18 protein-coding genes and 1 pseudogene are annotated in these 19,659 nt (G+C 71.1%); 7 read left to right on the top strand and 12 right to left on the bottom strand.

All coding sequences use genetic code 11. The features are described 5' to 3' along the window. Nucleotides 1-165: 165 nt before the first annotated feature. The 5 genes from D7W79_RS20550 to D7W79_RS20530 all read right to left on the bottom strand — a co-directional run bounded on the left by D7W79_RS20550 (nucleotide 166) and on the right by D7W79_RS20530 (nucleotide 9,569). Nucleotides 166-1,131, bottom strand: coding sequence for an ADYC domain-containing protein (locus D7W79_RS20550; RefSeq protein ID WP_120527083.1), 966 nt, complete (start codon nucleotides 1,129-1,131; stop codon nucleotides 166-168). Nucleotides 1,132-1,318: 187 nt separating this feature from the next. Beyond that, on the bottom strand, nucleotides 1,319-5,134 hold the full coding sequence (locus D7W79_RS20545; RefSeq protein ID WP_120527082.1) for an nSTAND1 domain-containing NTPase: 3,816 nt from the start codon (nucleotides 5,132-5,134) through the stop codon (nucleotides 1,319-1,321). A 119-nt stretch (nucleotides 5,135-5,253) separates the two neighbouring features. Next, nucleotides 5,254-5,724, bottom strand: a complete 471-nt coding sequence (locus tag D7W79_RS20540; RefSeq protein WP_014393311.1) for a response regulator — start codon at nucleotides 5,722-5,724, stop codon at nucleotides 5,254-5,256. A gap of 175 nt (nucleotides 5,725-5,899) precedes the next feature. Next, complete coding sequence (locus D7W79_RS20535; protein ID WP_158617009.1) at nucleotides 5,900-7,696, bottom strand: Ig-like domain-containing protein; 1,797 nt, start codon at nucleotides 7,694-7,696, stop codon at nucleotides 5,900-5,902. 220 nt (nucleotides 7,697-7,916) lie between these two features. Further along, a complete protein-coding gene (locus tag D7W79_RS20530; protein ID WP_120527080.1) occupies nucleotides 7,917-9,569 on the bottom strand; it encodes a carboxypeptidase-like regulatory domain-containing protein in 1,653 nt (550 codons plus the stop codon). A 141-nt stretch (nucleotides 9,570-9,710) separates the two neighbouring features. Between D7W79_RS20530 and D7W79_RS20525 the strand changes: the two genes are divergently transcribed. The 3 genes from D7W79_RS20525 to D7W79_RS20515 all read left to right on the top strand — a co-directional run bounded on the left by D7W79_RS20525 (nucleotide 9,711) and on the right by D7W79_RS20515 (nucleotide 13,556). Then, complete coding sequence (locus tag D7W79_RS20525) at nucleotides 9,711-10,154, top strand: HIT family protein (protein ID WP_120527079.1); 444 nt, start codon at nucleotides 9,711-9,713, stop codon at nucleotides 10,152-10,154. A gap of 85 nt (nucleotides 10,155-10,239) precedes the next feature. Further along, entirely contained in the window at nucleotides 10,240-13,104 is a 2,865-nt protein-coding gene (locus D7W79_RS20520) for a TonB-dependent receptor domain-containing protein (protein ID WP_120527085.1), read from the top strand. Nucleotides 13,105-13,118: 14 nt separating this feature from the next. Continuing rightward, nucleotides 13,119-13,556, top strand: coding sequence for a GNAT family N-acetyltransferase (locus tag D7W79_RS20515; RefSeq protein WP_120527078.1), 438 nt, complete (start codon nucleotides 13,119-13,121; stop codon nucleotides 13,554-13,556). An 11-nt stretch (nucleotides 13,557-13,567) separates the two neighbouring features. On the opposite strand, the gene D7W79_RS20510 is transcribed toward D7W79_RS20515, so the two are convergent. Then, a complete protein-coding gene (locus tag D7W79_RS20510) occupies nucleotides 13,568-14,779 on the bottom strand; it encodes an MFS transporter (protein WP_120527077.1) in 1,212 nt (403 codons plus the stop codon). Nucleotides 14,780-14,908: 129 nt separating this feature from the next. On the opposite strand from D7W79_RS20510, the gene D7W79_RS20505 reads away from it, so the two are divergent. After that, nucleotides 14,909-15,364: an FKBP-type peptidyl-prolyl cis-trans isomerase gene (locus D7W79_RS20505; RefSeq protein WP_120527076.1), complete on the top strand. Its 456-nt coding sequence runs from the start codon at nucleotides 14,909-14,911 to the stop codon at nucleotides 15,362-15,364. An 11-nt stretch (nucleotides 15,365-15,375) separates the two neighbouring features. Here the strand turns inward: D7W79_RS20505 and D7W79_RS20500 are convergent, their stop codons facing one another. Continuing rightward, on the bottom strand, nucleotides 15,376-15,594 hold the full coding sequence (locus D7W79_RS20500) for a hypothetical protein (protein WP_120527075.1): 219 nt from the start codon (nucleotides 15,592-15,594) through the stop codon (nucleotides 15,376-15,378). 91 nt (nucleotides 15,595-15,685) lie between these two features. Here D7W79_RS20500 and nudC point away from each other — a divergent pair, with 91 nt between their 5' ends. Together nudC and D7W79_RS20490 are read left to right on the top strand one after the other, a co-directional pair. Continuing rightward, nucleotides 15,686-16,522, top strand: a complete 837-nt coding sequence (gene nudC, locus D7W79_RS20495; protein ID WP_120527074.1) for an NAD(+) diphosphatase — start codon at nucleotides 15,686-15,688, stop codon at nucleotides 16,520-16,522. Nucleotides 16,523-16,688: 166 nt separating this feature from the next. After that, nucleotides 16,689-17,381: a radical SAM protein gene (locus tag D7W79_RS20490; RefSeq protein ID WP_120527073.1), complete on the top strand. Its 693-nt coding sequence runs from the start codon at nucleotides 16,689-16,691 to the stop codon at nucleotides 17,379-17,381. Between the two features lie 17 nt (nucleotides 17,382-17,398). On the opposite strand, the gene D7W79_RS20485 is transcribed toward D7W79_RS20490, so the two are convergent. Next, nucleotides 17,399-17,878 carry a hypothetical protein gene (locus D7W79_RS20485; RefSeq protein WP_120527072.1) on the bottom strand — a complete coding sequence of 160 codons (480 nt, stop codon included), beginning with the start codon at nucleotides 17,876-17,878 and terminating at the stop codon, nucleotides 17,399-17,401. A gap of 10 nt (nucleotides 17,879-17,888) precedes the next feature. Continuing rightward, nucleotides 17,889-18,170 carry a hypothetical protein gene (locus D7W79_RS20480; RefSeq protein ID WP_120527071.1) on the bottom strand — a complete coding sequence of 94 codons (282 nt, stop codon included), beginning with the start codon at nucleotides 18,168-18,170 and terminating at the stop codon, nucleotides 17,889-17,891. 92 nt (nucleotides 18,171-18,262) lie between these two features. Here D7W79_RS20480 and D7W79_RS20475 point away from each other — a divergent pair, with 92 nt between their 5' ends. Further along, nucleotides 18,263-18,568: a hypothetical protein gene (locus D7W79_RS20475; protein WP_120527070.1), complete on the top strand. Its 306-nt coding sequence runs from the start codon at nucleotides 18,263-18,265 to the stop codon at nucleotides 18,566-18,568. A gap of 8 nt (nucleotides 18,569-18,576) precedes the next feature. Here the strand turns inward: D7W79_RS20475 and D7W79_RS20470 are convergent, their stop codons facing one another. The 3 genes and pseudogenes from D7W79_RS20470 to D7W79_RS20460 form a co-directional block, all read right to left on the bottom strand. Then, nucleotides 18,577-18,978 carry a hypothetical protein gene (locus D7W79_RS20470; RefSeq protein ID WP_147441984.1) on the bottom strand — a complete coding sequence of 134 codons (402 nt, stop codon included), beginning with the start codon at nucleotides 18,976-18,978 and terminating at the stop codon, nucleotides 18,577-18,579. Between the two features lie 188 nt (nucleotides 18,979-19,166). Beyond that, the gene (locus D7W79_RS20465) at nucleotides 19,167-19,406 is read right to left on the bottom strand and encodes a GIY-YIG nuclease family protein (RefSeq protein WP_120527084.1); all 240 of its coding nucleotides are present in this window, start codon (nucleotides 19,404-19,406) and stop codon (nucleotides 19,167-19,169) included. A 69-nt stretch (nucleotides 19,407-19,475) separates the two neighbouring features. After that, nucleotides 19,476-19,659, bottom strand: a pseudogene (locus D7W79_RS20460) (CBS domain-containing protein); the annotation flags it as partial.

Below are 19,659 nucleotides of genomic sequence, written 5' to 3'. Positions count from 1 at the left end.
GGTCCCGTCCCCCCTCCGTGAATGCGGAAAACGCCCCATCCCCTCCGGTCCTTGCGACACGGAGGCGAATGAGGCGTTTTCATAACATGAAGGACCGACAATTATCGACTTCCGGACTTTGTAACCTAATCCGTTACAGGTCTGGGGTTGCGGTAACCTGTCTGGTTACAAGCCGCTGACGCCGTAGGGCGACTCGCTGATGAGGCGGGTGCCGGACTGGAAGTGGCTGGTGCTGCCGCAGTCCGGGATGGGGTTGAAGCCCGAGCACGTCACGGGCTCGTGGGCGCGGGTCTCCGAGGTGAAGCAGCGGGCGCCGGCCTCGTTCCACTCGGCCTCCGTGCTCCAGGACTCGGTGTCGGACTGGACGCCCACGCCGTCGTAGAGGTTGACCCACTGGCCATCGGTGGTGTGCGACGTGCCGTCGCCGCAGAAGTCCGCGCGAACCATGCGGGTGCAGGCCTGGTGGTGGCCCGCGAGGCTCTGGCCGTTGACGGTGGCCCAGGGCTTGTAGCCAAAGTGCATGCACTTCGCGATGGCGGCGCCCTCGCAGGCGAAGGTGAAGGCGGTGGCGTCTTCAATCTTCTCGCCGCCGCCCGCCACGCCCTGGAGGTAGTTCCAGCGGCCGGCCACGGCGATGGCGGAGAGCGCCCCGCCGTTGCCGTCCTGGCACACGGAGCGCCAGCTGCCGTCGGAGCCCTGGTAGGAGACCTGGTAGGACCACAGGTCGCTGTCGCCGCCGCTGCCCTGGGTGATGCTGTCCACGCGCAGGGGCAGGGTGCTGCCGTCACCCATCTTGCCGACGAAGCGCGCCCCGGTGAAGCCCATGCCCGCCACGGGGTTGGCGCCGTCCAGGCCGACGAAGGCCGAGCCCTGCAGCCGCACGTTGCTCAGCGGCTTGCCGGAGGCGGACTGGGCGCCCGCGTACGCCACGGACACCAGCATGCCGCCCAGCTCACCGTTGTTCAGGTTGCGGCCATTGAGGTTGCGTCCATTGAGGTTGCGCCCGTTGGGAGATACGAGCTCCGCCACCTGCGTGCGCAGGGAGGGAGCATCGAGCTCCGGCGATTCCGTGCCACAGCCCACTGCCACGACGGCGAAACACGCCGCGACCACTCGCTGCAACGTCCTCATCTGGATGCCCCTTCCCGACCCCGACCCCGACCCGCACCGTCTTTCAGGTCACAAGGTCAGGCCGGGGCGCGGGAGCGGCAACCGCGCCAGGCCCGTCCGGGCACTTGCAGCGTCCAGTGGCTTCCAGTTGTGAGCGACCCCGGGGCCAGCTCCGCGGTTCCCGGGGGGTTCCAGTGTCCGGTGGTGCTCAGCCGCCAGACACGGGCGCGTCCGCGCACACGCGCAGGCCCACCGTGACGTCGCGCAGCGAGGGCTCCGGCAGCTCCCGGTTGGAGGACCGTGCGCTCGTCACGTTGAAGGCGAAGCTGCCTCCCCGGGCCACCGGGCGGCCGGGCTCCAGCCACGAGCGCGTCCACTCCCACACGTTGCCCGCCATGTCGTCCACGCCGAAGGGGCTGCGAGACGCGAGGTGGCTGCCCACGACGTCCGGGCCGAAGCCGCCCGGGTCCTTGCCGTAGGTGACGTCCACGTTGGCCTCGTCCGGGCCCAGCCGGCTGCCGTGGGGGTACTCGCGGCCGTCCACGCCGCGAGCGGCGCGCTCCCACTCCAGCTCCGAGCACAGCCGCGCCCCCGGCACGCGCCCGGACGTGGACAGCCACGTCACGTAGGCCTCCGCGTCCGCGAAGCTGATGCCGCTCACGGGGAACTGGCGCCAGTCCTGCTCCGTGCGCTGCGAGCGCCGGGCGTACCGCACGGGCTCCCCCGTCCGCGCCGTGTAGCGCACGCCGCCGGGCTGGAAGCGCAGCCGCCAGCCGGTGCCTTCCGGCTCCAGCGCCAGGCCCCCGGCGTAGCCGCCCGTACCCACGCGGGGCTGGCGCGGGGCGCGCTCGTCGGGGGGCAGGGCCTCCAGGTACTGGAGCCAGTCCGCGTACGTCGTCTCGTGCCGGGCGATGAGGAAGCCCTGCACGGGCACCGTGTGCAGCGGGGTGGCGTTCAAGAAGTCGCGCACGCTGGACTCGGCGGCGCTGCCGAAGCGCACGTCGCCCGGGGGCACGTAGGCGAACCCCGGCGGGAGCGAGCCCGCGCGGACGAGCGGCAGGGCGACGCGCCGCGACTCCCCGCGCGTCAAGAGCAGCGGCTGCACGGAGTCCTCGTGGCCCGGTGCGCGCACGGTGAGCTGGTAGGCCCCCGGAGGCACGGCGACGTCGGTCCAGGGGAGCGCGCCCGGGGAAGGCAGGGGCTCGCCCACGGTCTCCGGCCCCGTGGCCTCGCGCGACACGGGACGCAGCTCCGCGGAGGCCCCGGGTGCGTCCACCTGGAGGGACAGGTGCGCGGGCGCGTTCCAGTGGCTCCAGCGCACGCCGTCCACGTCGTAGAGGCGCAGGCGTTGGATGAGTGCGGGCAGCACGGGCTCGCGCTCGTTTTCGGCCCACAGGGCACGCTCGTAGAGGAAGTCCGCCAGCGCGTCGCGCACGTCGGTGCGCGCGGGGGCCAGCGCCAGCGCGCGCTCCAGCCGGTCCGCCACGGCGTCGAAGTGGTGGGAGAGCTGGGCACCGTGCCCGGCCACCTTCGCCCAGCTCCGGTCGCCGTCCGCCTTGTGGCCGGTGTCGTAGAGCTGGAAGGCCTCCGCGCGCTCGGCCTGGAGCGCGTCGCGTTCGCGGCGCACGGCGTCCAGCCCCGAGCCGGCCGCGGCCAGCTCCCCCCGCACGCGCGCGTTGAGGACGTGGCGCTCGCGCCACTGGAGGCCCGCGTACACGAGCCCCAGCGACACGAGGAAGCCCAGCGCCAGCCCCAGCTTCAGGCGCCGGCTGCGCACGCCGGTGCGGCGGGACGTGCTGAGGAAGGACTGCTCGCGCTGGGTGAGCTCGGACGGCTCCAGCAGCTCCGTCTCCGCCAGCTGGCGCGGGCCCCAGAGTGATTCACGCGCGTGGCCCAGGCGCTCCCACTGCGCGGCGGCGGCCTCCAGCCGGGCCTGCACCTCGCGGCGCTCGCCCGCCTCCACCAGCCAGCGCGCCAGCGTGGCCCACCCGGTGAGGAGCGCTTCGTGGGCCAGCTCGTACGCGGTGCCGCCCTCCCCTTCGCGCGCCACGAGCAGGCGCGCGCGCACCAGGGCCTCCAGCGCGGCGCGGTAGCGCGGGTCATCGCCCACGAGCTCGCGGTCGGTCTTGCGCGCGCGGGTGCCGTCCGCCGTCACCAGACGCAGCATCACCCCGCGCGCCGCCGAGCGCTGGTCCGGCAGCAGGCGCGCCACCGCGGCGTCGGCATGGCGGGCGAGCGCGCCGGACACCCCGCCCAGCGAGTCCAGCGCCGCCTGGGTCATGACGCCCCGGGACTCATCGCGCGCGTCCCACAGCTCCGCCAGCGCGAACTGGAGCAGCGGCAGGCCGCCATCGGAGGCCGCCGTGGAGGCGACGAGCGCGTCCACCACGCCCTCGGACTCGAAGCGCACGCCCTTCACACGGGCGGGGCCCACGATGGCCTCGCGCGTCTCCTCCGGGGTGAGCGCCCGCAGGAGGTACAGCGCATGCGGCACCTCCGGGCCCAGGCCGGGCACGGCGGTGAGGCGGGTGAGGAAGTCGCTGCGGCCGGTGGCGAGCAGCCGCAGGCCCCCGGCGGCCTCCGTGAGCGACCCCAGCGCGGCGCCCGCGAGCGCGGCCTCCTCCGGCGGGGACAGCGTCACCAGCTCCTCCAGCTGGTCCATGTAGAGGAGCAGCGCGCCCTGCGTGCCCAGCTTCGCGCGCAGCCTGCGGCCGAGCGACGTGGGGTCCTGGCGCAGCGTCTCCGCGAGCGGCTCCTCGTCCACCTCCAGCACCGGCGCGAGCGCCACGGCCAGCGCGGACACGGGCCTGCGCCCGGGCACGAGCCGCGCGGTGCGCCAGCGCCGGCCGTCCTCCAGCGCGCCGTCCGCCACGGCGGGGAGGATGCCCGCGAGGCACAGGGACGACTTGCCCACGCCGGAGTCGCCCGTCATCAGCAGGAAGGCCTCCGCCTTGAGCCGCTCCAGCACGGAGCGCTGCTCGCGGCGGCGGCCGAAGAAGAGGGCGCGGTGCTCGGCCTCGAAGGCCTGGAGGCCGCGGTAGGGATTGCCCTCCGGCACGGCGACCGGCGTCTCCTCGCGCGTCAGCGCCTCCAGCGCGTCGAGCAGCTGCGCGGCGGACGCATGGCGTTGGGCCGGGTCGCGCTTGAGGCACTTGTCGATGGCGGCGGCGAACCCGGGGTCCACCGACGGGGCCACCTCCAGCAAGGGGCGCACGTCGCGGGTGCGCACCGCCTCGGACAGCTCGCGCCAGGGCACGTCGCGGAAGGGGCCCCGGCCCGCGCACAGCTCGTAGAGCACGACGCCCAGCGAGTACACGTCGCTGCGTGCGGAGAGCTCCTCGCCCGCCCAGGCCTCCGGGGACATGTAGTAGGGCGTGCCCACCAGCGCGCCGCGCGGCAGGGACGGCAGGAAGACGCCGTCCAGCGAGCGGGCGCCCAGGGCGGGGCTGGACTCCGGATCCCAGTCCGCGGGCAGCTCCGGCGGCGGCAGGGGCGCGCGCGGTGCGGTGGACTCACCGGCCTCCGCGCGGTCGAGCAGCTTGGCCAGGCCGAAGTCGAGCAGCTTCACCTCGCCGCTCTCCGTGAGCACGGCATTGCCCGGCTTGATGTCGCGGTGGAGCACGCCCCGGCGGTGGGCGGCGCCCAGCCCCCGGGCCAGGTCCCGCCCGATGCCCAGCGCGCGCTCCCAGGGCACGGGCCGGGCCAGCCGGTCCAGGCTGACGCCCCGGATGAACTCCGAGATGAGGTACGGCTGATCCTCCAGCTGCCCCACCCGGTACAGGGTGACGACGTTGGGGTGCTGGATGCGGGCGGCGGCGCGGGCCTCCACCAGGAAGCGCGCGAGCGCGTTGGAGCCCAGCGACGGGATGAACTTCACCGCGACCGGGCGCTCCAGGAGCGTGTCGTGCGCCAGGTACACCCGGCCCGTGCGCCCGCGTCCGAGCGGCCGCACGATGCGGTACTCGTCGAACTCCTCGGGAGGAGTCCACGCATCGGGCGGAGAGGACGAGGCGGGAGAGCCCACCAGGGTTGCCTACGTTTCCCGCGTCCAGGGGTCAACCGGGGGGCCCGCGGGAGCCCGCCCCGTCGCAGGCTGCCGCACCCGAGTGTCCATCCATGGACACTCCCGGGTGGAGCCTGGGGTTACTCCTGACCCGAGCGGGGCTTCGCCTTGCTGGGTTTGAGCATGTTGCGGATCTTGTTCTCCAGGTCCTGGGGCAGACAGGGCTTGGCGACGAACTCGTCCGCGCCCACGGAGAGGGCGTGCTCGGCGTTGCCGGCGAGCACATGGCCGGTGAGGGCCATCACGGGGATGTCGCGCGTGCGGGTGTCCTGCTTGATGCGCCGCGTCGCCTCCCAGCCATCCATGACGGGGAGGGACAGGTCCATGAGGATGATGTCCGGCTCCCCCTCCTGGGCCTTCTCCACGGCCTCCAGGCCGTTCTTGGCGGTGTCCACCTCAAACCCGCAGAACTCCAGGTATTCGGCGTACATTTCGCGGGCATCGTCGAAGTCGTCGACGACGAGAACGCGCTGCTTGGCGGAGTTCACGGGAGCGGGCCCACCGCTCGCGGTTGGCTCACCCTCTGGAGATGTCAGGACCGCGTTCTTCATGGAGCAGAGGCCTCGCATGCAGGGGAGGGGCGGGACGAATCTAAACACGTCCACGAAAAAGCGCCCGTTCTCGCAAGATTTCCCTGGACGGATCCCAGGGTAGGTCCGTTGTCCGCTGAGCGACAGGGGGACAGTGGACGACAGTGTAGGTGGGCGGAGGGACTGGGGGTGGGGGTTACTGGTTGAGGCGGTAGACGTGGACTGCCCAGATGAACGTGTCGGCCGACTGGACCTTCTCTGTCCACGACACGATGGGCTCGTTGTCCCCCGCGAGGGCGAAGTCGGGGATCCCCCACAACAGGCTGCCCGGGCTTGGTTTCAAGATGCCGCCCAGAGGCTCCCATTGGGTTCCCGTCCAGCGTCGGGTCTGCCCAATCCGGCTGGCCGTCTCGGTCGCGGAGGGTGCTTCGCTCGCGAGAACAACCAGCGACCCGTGGGAGTCCAGCGCCATGGCGTCCACCCCTGGATCCATCCCGCCGGCGATGTCCGCCAACGGCTTGCCGACCGTCACCCAGGTGGTTCCATCCCATTGCTTGATGAGCCCTGCGCGCACCCCCTCTCCCCAGCCGCTCCCCCCCACAAGCACTCGTCCGGCGTCATCAACAACACGGGTCATTGGCAGCAAACCAAGACCCGCGGAGAGGTCCGTCCAGGCGGTCCCGGTCCACTGCATCACACGCCCGACCGCGGCCTTGCCCGACTCAGTCTCGCTAAAAGTGAGGACCGGTCTTCCGGACACATCCAGGTCGAACCCCATGTAATTGACGGTCGTCGAGCTCTTCATTGGCACTGGCGCAGCCATTGAAACCCAATTGCTTCCACTCCACTGGCGGAACACGACTTGTTCCTGCGTGGTGTTGCGCTCGCGCCATGCCACAACAGGAAGAGCTCGGACACCGGAACTGAAGCCCATCCACGGGATGTATCCCTGCGCGAGGCTGGTTGTCATGAATGTGCCCATGGGCTCCCAGGCCGTTCCGTTCCATCGCCGGACATGGATCTGGTTCTGGGAGCCGGTGGTGTATTCCAACCATGCGAGCATCGGGCGTCCTTCAGGGTCGATCTGCAACGCATTTCCCCAGATGTCGCTGCCCGTGGCTCCAGACATGGGAGCCCCCAGGTACTCCCAGTCCTCGCCCGCCCAGCGTTTCGCGCGAACCGTACCGTTTTGCGTCCAGGCCACGACAGGCCGGGCGTCACTCCCCACCCGAAGTGACGTCTCAACGGCGGTGCTCTCCTCAATCTTTCCAAAAGTCTGCGGCGCTCCCCACTGGAGATAAGCGGGCACGGACCACACCCACGCTGGCCTCGTGGACTCAAGCCGGTTGCCGGCGAAATCGACAACCGTGTCAGCCATCACCACCTCGATTCGCTGATTGACCGGCAGGGGAGACGTTGGATTCAAGGTCAGGGTCCGGCCATCCCCTGAAAGGAGAATGCTCGCATCCAGGCGCCTGTCCTCAGCCACCAGTTGAATCGACTGCCCGTTCACGCTGGCGCCGTCCAGCGGCTCGGAGAAGGTCGCCTGGATGGGCGTCCGCACAGCAACATCGGAGGCGCTGATGGCCGGAACCTGGGCGATCATCCAAGGGCGCGTGCGATCAACCACCACGGTGCGCTCAGCGCTCAGGAAGACCTGCTCGTTTCGGAGAGCACGGACAACGAGCACATGGGCACCTTCTGAAACGCGCCAGGTCTCCCACGTCAACGAATACGGCGCGTCCAGCGTCGTGACAGGAGCGCCATCCACCAGGAGTTCCACCCGGTCCGGCACCGGCCCCACGACCTCCACATGGACCTGGAGCGCGCCGTTCGTGGAACTGTCCGAGGTTGGTGACAGCCAGTTGAGCAGAATGGGACGCGTGTCCGGGCTTCCAGAATCCGGTGCAGCACCGGGCTCCAGTTCGGGAATCTGGATGCATGCCGCGGGCATGAGCAGCATCGCCAACAGGATGGAGCTGAGGTTTTTCATGGGGCCACGGCTGAGCAAGAAGGAGTCCATCCGGAAGCGGACCCGATCCGTATGCATCCCCGATACGTTGCGCGTCCAGCGACGCGGGGACACGTCTCCATTCAAGACGGGAGGATCCCACCTCGGGGACACGTGAAACGAAGATGCCCCCGCGAAGCATGGGCTTCACGGGGGCATCCAGGAGGACTCAACCTCCTATGTCAGGCCGATGCAGCCAAGCTCAAGGATTAGGCAGGGCCGGCGGGGGCTGCTGGATGATGCCCGTCAGCTCCAGGTCCGCGTTGATCGGCTGGCCCCAGATGGACTCGTAGGTGTCGTTGGTGCCCAGGACGGGCGCCAGGTTGCTGAATACCACCTGGACACGCATCCGGTCCGTGCCGACGAGGGGGTTGCCGCTGTAGATGAAGGAATAGCGGGTGCTGTACCCGGACGGCTGGATGCCAAACACCGGCAGCTCGGCCGGCGTGCGCGTCTGGATGGGCTTCGTCGGCTCGGCCATCTCCAGGGGGAAGCCCTGGCCACTGTTGTTGCCAATCTCACCGAAGGAGTTGCCACCCGTGCCGCCAACGCCGTCGATGTCGGCACCAAAGAGGACCTGAACGGACTGGCCGACCTGCTTCGCGATGGGCGCGCTGAAGGTCACGTAAACGGTCTCATTGGAATTGAGCTGGAACGCGCCAACCGCCGGCGGCCGCTCCACCTCCTGGTACCGGATCTCCGCGATGGTCACGGCCTTCGGAGCGGACTGGTCGCCGCCGAAGAAGAAGCCCGTGCGGCTGTAGTTGCTGCCACCCTCGGCGGACACGGCGCGCACGAAGATGTTGTACTCCTTGCCCTCCTGCACGATGCCGTTGGCCGGGGTGATGGTCGCCGAGTAGCCACCGACGTTCACCGAGGCCGTCACCGGCAGCGACTCCTTCGCGTACTCGTCCGTCAGGCGCACGAGCAGCGAGCCCGGCTGCACCGGCTGGTTGAAGTACACGTAGATGGGCTCGCCCGGACGCACCATGTTCCGGAGCGGATCCGTCTCCACGGCGCCCTTGAGGCTGGACACGTTGCCACCCTCGATGGTGAGCGCCACGTTCGACGGCTTCGAGTAGGACAGCTGCGCGAGCGTCGTGGTCTGGGTCGCCACGATGGCGCCACCCGAGTAGCTCTTCACGTAGCCGCCCGTGTCCACCACCCCGTCGCCGTTGGAGTCCATCGGCGCGATCCAGAGGTTGTAGGTGCCGTTCAGCCGCGCCAGCTCCACGCCGGAGGGGATGCCGCTGAAGGTCAGGACGCCGTTGGAGTCCGCCGTGGCCTCCACGTAGACCTTGCTCACCACGGAGTTGGCCTGGTCGTAGTTGCTCAGGATGACCGAGCCCGCGCGGTCCACTTCCAGCACGCCCTTCGCGCCCACCGCCGGACGGCCCTGCGGCGTCACCACGTTGACGATCAGCGAACCGTTCAGCTGCGTCAGCGTCACCGGACCGAAGCTCGCGTTGCCGTTGTTGATGGGCACCGTGCCCGCGGACGACGGCACCGTGGAGGTCGCGCGCAGCGTCGAGTAGCCGGTCTTGCTGAACGTCAGCAGCACCTGCGCGCCCGCCGGCACGTCCGTCATCACGAAGTTGCCGCTGGCGTCCGTCGTCGCCGACTTGCCCGTCGGCTGGCTGCCAATCGTCATCGCGACCGTGACGTCCGCGAGCGGCTGCAGGGTCGTGCTCAGCACCTGGCCCGACACCGTGCCCTTCGGCGTGGAAGGCACCACCACCGACACGTTGTTCGGATCCCGGATGCCATCCGCGACACCATCGTTGTCCGCGTCCGTGGCGTCACCGCACCCCCAAACCATCAGCGGCAACACGGCCATCAGCACATGCTTCTTCATCGTCCCCACCTTGAATTTATGACGGAATTTTCACGCCCCAGCTGCTCCCAAAGGGCGGAAATCGGACACTCCCTGACCCGGGCCCACGCCGTCAAGGTGGGGTAAAATCTACCCAAGCTCACTGGAATAGGATGACTCACCATGTCAGACGTCAACGACCCCTGCCTGGGCTGCGCCATCGTTCACGGGGAGGTCCACCCACCGGGTGGCGTGCTCGCCCGGGCGCCCGGGCTCGTCCTCCATGGGGTGGCGTCCCCCAGTCCGCTCCCGGGCTGGGTGGTGCTCACCAGCGATCAGCATGTGCGCGGCTGGTATGACCTGGACGAGGGGGCGTCACGGGAGCTGGGCCCGTTCGCCGCCCGGGTGATGCGCGCCCAGCGCGAGGTGCTGGGCGCCGAGCACGTCTACGCCTTCGCCATTGGCGACGTGCTCCGGCACTTCCACCTGCACCTCGTCCCCCGCTTCGCGGACACGCCGTCCCACCTCCGGGGTCGGGGCGCTTTCGACGCGGCCCCGGCGGAGCACCTTCCGGTGGAAACGCTGGAAGCCGCGGCCCGGCGGCTGGCGGCGGCGCTTGCCCGCTGACCCATGCCTGGCGTGCACAGGGCGCCTGGATGGGCCACTGTCATGGACCTGACAGCGTATCGGGGGAAGAATGCAGGGCGTCCTCATGCGTGCGTTCGCCCTCGGCCCCTGGCTGCTGTCCCTCTGGCTCCTCACCGCCGGTCCCGCGCTCGCGGACAACAACGCGGACGAGGCGGACATCGCCTTCGAGCTGGGCAACGACGCGTACTCGCACGGCAACTACACCGAGGCGCTGCGCTCGTACTTCACCAGCTACCGGCTGGTCCCCAACCGCAACGTCCTCTTCAACATCGCGCGGTGCTTCGAGGCCCTGGGCAAGTTCAACGAGGCGTACCGCTACTACAACGACCTGCTCGGCGAGGACCTGCCGGACGAGGACGCCTCCGAGGTCTCCCGCTCCCTGGAGCGGCTGCGCCCCAAGGTCGCCCTGGTGCGCGTCACCACCAACCCCCGGGGCGCGGACGTCTTCGTCGACCGCGCGGACCTGGGCAGCCGGGGCCGCTCGCCGCAGACGCTCGCGCTGTCGCCGGGCCGGCACAAGGTGCTGGTGCAGAAGTCCGGCTACCGCCCCACCGAGACCACCGTCACCGTCACCCGGGGCCGGGAGGTGCCGGTGGACCTGGACCTGGCCCTCATCACCGGAATGGTGGACGTCACCGGCACCCCCGAGGGCGCGGAGGTGCGCGACAGCCCCACCGGCCCCGTCCTGGGCCGCATCCCCGTGAAGCTGCGCCTGTCCCCGGGCCAGCGCGTGCTGCACGTGCGCGCCGCGGGCCACGCGCCGGGCCAGTACGTCATCGACGTGCCCTCCGAGGGCACCCTGCCCCTCGCCGTCACGCTGAACGCCCAGACGGCGCCCAGCGGCCGCGTCGTCGTCACCGCCAACCATGACGGCGCTACCGTGCGCGTGGACGGCCGGCCCGCGGGCTTCACCCCCACCGTCGTCACCCTGCCGGAGGGCGAGCACGTGCTGGAGGTGGAGAGCCGCGACGTCCGGCCCGTGCGCCAGAAGGTCACCGTCATCCCCGATCAGGAGGTGAAGGTCCACGCCACCCTGCGCTACGAGCCGCCCCCGGTGCGCGCCGCGTCCAAGCGCCTGCTGTCCGTGGACGAGGCCCCCGCCTCCACCACCGTGCTCACGCCGGAGGAGCTGCGTGCGTTCGGGTGGCGCACGCTCGCGGAGGCCCTGGCGGGCGTGCGCGGCTTCTTCCTCACCGACGACCGGACGTACACGTACCTGGGCGTGCGCGGCTTCTCCCCTCCGGGCGACCTCAACACGCGCATCCTCATCCTCTGGGACGGCCACGCGATGAACGACGTGTGGGCCGGCCAGGGGTACGCGGCGCACGACCTCAGCGTGGACCTGGAGGAGGTGGAGCGCATTGAAGTCGTGCGCGGTCCCGGCAGCGCGCTGTACGGCACGGGCGCGTTCTTCGGCGTCATCAACGTGGTGCCGCGCGAGTCGCTGGGCCTGGACCGGCGACTGGAGATCACCGGCGCGGTGGGCGCGCTGGGTGCCACGCGCGTGCACGCCACCACGTCGTGGGAGGACCCGCAGCGCTCCGTCCTCTTCAGCCTCGCGGGCATGAAGTCCCACGGCGCGGACACCACCCGCCTGGGCGACCCGGGCCCCATCGTCACCGGCCTGGATGGTGAGAAGGCCGGCACCGGTTCGCTGCGCGCGCGCATGGGCAACCTGTCGCTGGTGGCCCAGCTGCACGGGCGCAGCAAGGACGTGCCCACCGCGCCCTATGGCACGGTGGTGGGCGCGCAGGGCACGCGCGTGCAGGACGTGCGCGGCTTCGCCGAGGCGAAGTACGAGCGCCCCCTGTCCGAGCGCTTCGTCCTGTCCCTGCGCGGCGCCCTGGACCTGAGCCGCTACAAGGGCCACTGGAACTACGGCGGCGACAGCACGGCGACGAACACCGACTCCGGCGCGGCGGACTGGCTCACCGCCGAGGCGCGCCTGCTGGCCGGCCTGTCCGACGACAACCGCCTCACCGTGGGCGTGGAGGGCCAGGCCCAGCTGCGCGTGGACCAGAAGAGCGTGGGCCCCGCGGTGGACGCGCCGCTGGACACGCGCACGCGCTCGCTCGTGTCCGTGTACGCGCTGGACGAGTGGCGCCTGCACCCGCGCCTGAGCCTGTCGCTGGGCTTCCGCGTGGACAAGTACTCCGACCTGGACACCCTGCCGCTCACGCCGCGGCTCGCGGTCATCGGCCGGCCGTATGAGCAGGGCCTCACCAAGCTCGTCATCGGCCGCGCGTTCCGCGCCCCCAACGTCTACGAGCTGTTCTACCAGGACAACTTCCTCACCCAGCGCCCCGCGGAGCATCTGGAGCCGGAGACCATCACCACCTTCGAGGTGGAGCACTCGCACGACCTGTCGAACGAGCTGCGGGTGACGGTGGCCGGCTACCACAACCGCATCTCCCAGCTCATCACGCTCAACAGCGAGTCCGCGGCCACGCCTGCTTGCGGCACCGCGAGCGCACCCGCGCAGTGCCTGGTGTACGCGAACAACTCCGGCGAGACGCTCGCATGGGGCGCGGAGGCCGGACTGCACTGGCAGCCGGGCCGCTGGCTGCTGGTGGACCTGAGCTACTCCTACGTGACGCTGCGCAACGCCTCGCAGGACGTCGTGGAGGCCGCGCCCGCGCACCTGGCCTCCGGGCGCTTCCTGCTGCCCGTGGGCAACGGCGACATGCGCATCGCCACGCAGGCCACGTACCAGAGCGCGCGGGTGCCGGGCATCTCCGGCGCGGACGGCGGTGAGGCGCTGCTCGTGGGCTTCGGCGTGTCCGGCGACTACGGCCGGCTGCGCTACTTCGCGGGCGTGAACAACCTGCTCGACACGCGCTACGCCTTCGTCGTCAGCGACGACGTGTCCGCCGGCCCCGTGCCCCAGTACGGCCGCACCTTCAACCTCCAGCTCACCGGCAGCTTCTGAGAGACTCCCGCGCCATGGTTGAACCCGTCCTCGACTTCATCCGCCCCGGCCACCCGCTCTACGAGGGCGAGCTGGAGCTGCGCTTCCGCGTGCTGCGCGAGCCCCTGGGCCACACGCGCGCGTCCGTGAAGTTCCCCTTCGAGGACGACAGCCTGCACCTGGTGGCCCACGCGGAAGGCACCGTGCTGGGCTGCGTGCTCTTCCACCCGGAGGACTCGCACGGCGGCCGGCTCTTCCAGATGGCCGTGTCGCCGTCGCTCCAGGGAAAGGGCCTGGGCGCGAAGCTGGTGCGCGCGCTGGAGGACGAGCTGCGCACGCGCGGCTTCCGCCACGTGCACCTCCACGCGCGGGCCCCCGTCGTCCCCTTCTACGAGCGCCTGGGCTACACGCTGTACGGCGAGCCCTACGAAGAGGTGGGCATCCTCCACCGGAACATGCAGCGCGACCTCTGAGCCTCTGAGCCTCAGGTCGCGGGGACCTGGGCCGCCGGCAGACGGCGGGCGCCCCAGAGCACCGCCACCAGCGCCGTGAGCGACATGCCCGCGCCCACCGCGCACACGCCCGGCCAGCCCGCGCGCGTCCACGCCGCCATGCCCGCCCACGCGCCCGCGGCGCCGCCCACGAAGTAGGTCACCATGTAGAGGGTGTTGAGCCGGCTCCGGGCATCCGGCCGCAGCGAGTACACGCGCGCCTGGTTGGCGATCTGATTCGCCTGCGCGCCCAAATCCAGCAGCACCACGCCCAGCGCGATGCCCCACAGCGAGCGCCCCAGGAGCCACAGCACGACGAAGGACGCGAGCAGCACGGCGATGGCCAGCGCGTTGATGCGCCGGCCGGCGCCCCTGTCCGCGGAGCGCCCCACCAGCGGCGCGATGGCCGCGCCCGCAACGCCCACCACGCCGAAGAGGCCCGCCACCTGCGCGTCGTAGTGCCCGGGCAGGGAGTGCAGGTACAGCGCCAGCGTGGCCCAGAAGGCGCTGAACGCACCGAAGGTCAGTCCGCCCAGGAGCGCGTGCAGCCGCAGCACCGGCTCCGTGCGGGCCAGGTGGATGAGCGACCGCATCAACTGCGGATACGGCATGGAGGCCACCGGCGGCGCCGCGGGCAGCGCGAAGCGCAGCACCCCGCCCATCACCACCATCAGGCCCGCGGCCACGAAGAACATGGTGCGCCAGCCCAGGTGCGTGCCCACGAAGCCCGCCGCCGTGCGCGACAGCAGGATGCCGATGAGCAGCCCGCTCATCACCATGCCCACCACGCGCCCGCGCTCCGAAGGGGCCGCGAGCTGCGCCGCGAACGGGATGAGCAACTGCGGCACCACCGTGGTGACGCCGATGGCGAAGCTCGCCGCCACCATCACGTTCAGGCTGGGAGCAAGCCCCGCCGCCACCAGCGCCACGCTCACGCAGCCGCACAGCACGAGGATGACCTTGCGTCGCTCCAGGCTGTCGCCCAGCGGCACCAGGAACAGCATGCCCACCGCGTAGCCCACCTGCGTCAGCATGGGCACCAGCCCCAGCGCGGTCCCGTCCGCCCCCAGCGCCCGGCCGATGTCTCCCAGCAGGGGCTGGTTGTAATAGAGGTTCGCGACGGTGACGGCCCCGGCCACCGCCATCAGCCAGACGAGCGAGGGGCGGAGCGAAGCGGAGGGCGTGGGGTCGGAAGGCGTCTGCATGGCGAGGGGCGCAACGGATAAGCCTCGCGTGCACGCGCTTCAAGCACGACGTGCGCGCGCAGCCGCCGGCCGGGCGGGCAGGCCACGCCCCCCTTCCCCACGGCGTCCGCGCGCGGCAGGCTGCGGGCCATGCTTCGTTCCCTTCTGCTGTGCGCGGTGCTGGCCCTGGCCGGTTGTGGTGGCGACTCCTCCTCGGGTGACCCCGCCCAGGTGACGTACGCCGACTCCCTGGGCGTGAACCTGTCCTCGATGAACAAGAGCGAGTCCGGGCTCTACACGCAGGACCTGGTCGTGGGCACCGGGGCGGAGGTCGTCAACGGGAGCCGCGCGCAGGTGCACTACACCGGCTGGCTGCCGGATGGCTCCAAGTTCGACAGCAGCCGCGGCGGTCAGCCCTTCACCTTCGCGGTGGGCGCGGGCCAGGTCATCGAGGGCTGGGACGAGGGACTCGTCGGCATGCGCGTGGGCGGCACGCGCAAGCTCGTCATCCCCTCGGAGCTGGGCTACGGCTCGCGCGGCTCTCCTCCGGTCATCCCGGCGGACTCCGTGCTCATCTTCGACGTGGAGCTGATGCGCATCTACTGACGCGCGCGGCTTCAGACGCCGGGCGTCCCTCCGGACACCGGCGGGGGCGTGCGCTTCTTCGGAATCGTGGAGCGGCCCTTCGGGCCCTTCAGCGCCACGCCCAGCAGCATCGACGCGGGCAGCATCATGCCCAGCCCCTGCGTGAGGTCCTTCGGGGGATGGGTCACCACGCCCAGCACCATCCCGAGGAAGAGCAGGCCGCACACGATGCGGAGGATGAGGGCGTTCACGGTCGAAGGCTCCCAGGCGGGCAGTGCCCGTTCGCGGGCGGCCGGAGCATAGCGCGCGGCGCCCCGGCGCGCCGTCCGTTAAGGTGGCCCCGTGAGCCCCCTGAAACGCTTCCAGCCCGGGTATGACCCGCCTGCCCGCTCGCGCGACACCGCGCTCCTGTTCGCCGTGCGCGGCATGGACCTGCTCGTGTCCGAACACGACGGCCGCCTCGACCTGCCCCGGTGCCCCGCCCTGCCGGACGCCGCGGCCAGCGCCCACTTCCTGGGCGTGCTCGACGGCACGGACTGCTACGCCGCGCCCGTGCCCGGAGACTTCACGCCGCCGGAGGGGCTGAAGTTCGTCCCCGCCCGCTCGCTGTACAAGCAGGTGGACGAGGCGACGTTCGCCGTGGCGGGCCGCGCGCTCTCCATCGCGGAGTGGGACCTGAACCACCGCTTCTGCGGCAAGTGCGGCACGGCCACGCAGCTCGTTCCGGGTGAGCGCGCGCGCCGCTGCCCGGTGGACCACACGCCGTTCTACCCGCGCATCTCCCCGGCGGTCATCGTCCTCATCACCCGCGGCGACGAGATGCTGCTCGCGCGCAACGCGTCCTTCCCGGAGCCCTTCTTCAGCACCGTGGCGGGCTTCGTGGACCCCGGCGAGTCGCTGGAGGAGACCGTCCTGCGCGAGGTGAAGGAGGAGGTGGGCGTGGACCTGAAGCACGTCACCTACTTCGGCAGCCAGCCGTGGCCCTTCGGCCGCTCGCTGATGGTGGGCTTCATGGCCGAGTACGCGGGCGGCGACGTCACCGTGGACGGCAAGGAGATCGCCGAGGCGCGCTGGTTCGGCGTGGACGAGCTGCCGCGCATCCCGCCCCGCCTGAGCATCGCGCGCCACCTCATCGACACCTTCATCGACCAGGTGAAGGCCCGCCGTCCCCAGCCCTGAGGGCCGCTGAGCCCTCCTGAGCTCCCTGGCTCGGGCCTTCCGGGCCGGGAGCCAGGCGCCTGCCCCGGAATTCCCCGCGTCTCCGGGTGCGTTTCCCTCGGATGGGCGCACCGGGCTTGACCCCCACCCCCAGGGTGCGCTTGATGCGCCCCTCCGCACGCACGCCATGCCCGCCGCACGCCCGCACATCGAGCCCCGCCGCGTCCCCACCGCCGACTCCGTCGTGGTGAAGGAACTCTACCTCTCGCTCCAGGGCGAGTCGTCCCACGCCGGCATGCTCTGCGGCTTCATCCGCCTGACGGGCTGCCACCTGCGCTGCTCGTACTGCGACAGCGAGTTCGCCTTCCACGGCGGCAGCCGCATGAAGAACGCGGACGTCGTCACGCAGGTGCTGGCCTGGAACACGCCCACCGTGGAGTTGACGGGCGGCGAGCCCCTGCTCCAGCCCGGCGTGTATCCGCTGATGGAGTCGCTCCTGGACGCGGGCCTCAAGGTGCTGCTGGAGACGAGCGGCTCCATCGACGTGCGGCTCGTGCCCCCGGCCGTCCATAAAATCGTGGACATGAAGACGCCGTCGTCCGGCGAGTGCGACCGCAACGACTACCGCAACCTCACGTCCATGAACGCCAACGACGAGCTCAAGCTCGTCATCGGCTCACGCGAGGACTACGAGTGGTCGCGCGCGCTCGTGCGCGAGCACCAGCTGGGACAGAAGCCCTACGGCGTCCTGTTCTCCACCATCTTCGACAAGCTCCACCCGCGCGAACTGGCGGAGTGGATCATCGAGGACCGGCTGCCGGTGCGCTTCCAGCTCCAGATGCACAAGTACCTCTGGGACCCCAACGCGCGCGGCGTGTGACGCGCGCCGCCCGGCCCTCATCTCCGGGACAGCCCGAAGGCGGCGAGCGCGCCCCACAGCAGCAGGCCCAGCAGGTTCAGCGCGGACAGGACGCGCAGGACGATGGCGAAGGCCTGGTCCCCCAGCTCGTTCTCCCGCCGTCTCTTCCGCGTGGAGATGACGGTGCCGGCGACCGCCGACGCCAGCGTCCACGCGAGCGCCATCAGCCCCCACTTGCTGCTGCTCAGCGTCGGACGCGCGGTCCACGCGAGCACCACGGGAGCGCCGAGGAACAGGAGCCCCAGCACGTTGGCCAGCAGCCCCAGCCGCACCGCGCGCGACGGCCGCGTGTCCTGCCAGTGCCGCTCCGCGCACGGCGCGCAGTACGCCGTCTCCCCCCGCACCTCCGTGCACGCGCCGCAGAGGAAGCCGCCGCAGCGCGCGCAGAGGGCCACCGCGGCCACGGCCGGATGCTGGCCACAGCGGGCACCCGCGGGGCTCGCGGCGGATCCGCCCATGCGCCTGAAGCTAGAAGCCCGGAGGCGGCGTGCGGGCGGCCAGCGCCGCGATGCCGTGGACGCCCAGGCCCAGGAACACCGCCGTCAGCACGGTGCTGGCCACGAAGCCCGCGACGATGAGGTTCTTGCGCGGGTGTTCGAACTGGCTGAACGCGTAGACGAGCATGTAGCAGGGGATGAGCAGCACCATCACCCCGGTGCCCACGCTGCGGCGGAAGGCGTGCGTCAGCAGCAGGACCGCGCACACGAGCGAGACGACCCCGAACAGGATGGCGAGTGGCAGGAGCGGCACACCCGCCCCCTTAGCACGCCTTCGCCCCTTTCGCGGCGGGCGTGCGCATACTAAGGACGGCCCGCCGCCCACCCGCCGAGGAGGTCCCCGCCATGGCCACGTTCAAGACGTTCCTCATCTTCATCCTGGCCGGCACGCTGCTGGGCACCTTCGTCGCGTCGCTGACGGCCCCCTCCTACATCGAGTGGAACAACAGCACGCCGCTCGCCACGCAGACCATGTGCAACCTGCCGGAGGTGGTGCGCGGCGTGACGGCGTCGCTGCTGCACTCGCAGCTGATGGGCGCGGCGATTGGCGCGGGCGTGGGCCTGGTGGTGGCCATCCTCGTCGCCGTGCGCGCCCGGAGCCGCTCGAAGCAGCGTCCGGGCACTCCGCCCCCCGCGGCCACCGCCGCCTGAAGCGGGCGCTACTGCTTCGGCAGGACGTAGATGGCGGGCGACTGGCCCAGCAGCACGCCGCCGTTGCCATCCTCCACCTCCACGTAGAGGTGGATGGCCTCCTTGGGGTCCTCCGGCGGTGACGGCACCGTCCAGGTGGGCGTGGCGATGTTGGCGTCGCTGAACGCGCCCGCCGGGTTCTCGGGGACCTGCCTCCAGCGGTAGAAGATCTCGTCGTTGTCCTGGTCCGTCACCTCCAGCTGGAGCTGGATGACCGTGCCCTCCTCGAACTTGAGCCCGCCCGGCGTGGACGGCGAGCCCAGCGGGCGCGGTCCGGCGATGATGACGGGCTGGTGGTTGGGCGAATAGCACCCGGTGCTCGCCAGACCCAACGCGAGCAAGACGAACATGAACGAGCGAGAACGCGGCATGGACTTCCCCCTGCTAGGAACGTCCACACCCTAATTCGGCCCCCTGCGTTCCGTATACCCACCCGGGGGCCCTGGCTGTTTCATCACCAGGTGATGACCCCGCCGCGAGCCGCGCGCCAACTGTCGCGCGGCGCGCATCCCGCCCCATGGAGAAAATCCGCCCCGCCAACAAGCCGGGGGGACGCGCGTCAACGCCTTCCCGGACGCCGTGTGAAGAGCCGCAGCTTGTCCGCGCGCGTGAGCCGCTTGATGGCGGCCTCCCGGCGCAGGGCGGCGCCACGGTCCTCGGCGGGCTCGCTCCAGACCAGCGTCACCGGCAGCCGGGCGCGCGTGTACGCGGCCCCCTTGCCCCGGCCATGCGTGGCCAGGCGGCGCTCCAGGTTGTTGGTGGCGCCCGTGTACAGCGTGCCGTCGCGGCAGCGAAGCATGTACACGGTCCAGGCGGCGGGGGGGGCTTCCGACACGGCGCCCCCACTCTACCGCCAGGACGGCTCACGTCAGGAGGGCTTCTGCCCGCCCGCACGCTTGCCGTGCTGGCGCGCCAGCCGCCGCGTCTGCGCCCTCACCGCGTGCGTCTTCCGCACGCGCGCCATGACGTCCGACACCTGCGCCAGCGGATCCGTCCGCCAGCCCGCCAGGACCTGCGTCTCATGCACCACGCCCACCAGACTGCCCCCTGCC

Source organism: Corallococcus exercitus, from assembly GCF_003611585.1.
GTDB classification, from domain to species: domain Bacteria; phylum Myxococcota; class Myxococcia; order Myxococcales; family Myxococcaceae; genus Corallococcus; species Corallococcus exercitus.
Note: the sequence above shows the minus strand (reverse complement) of the source record. Positions and strands in the feature narration are given on the sequence as shown.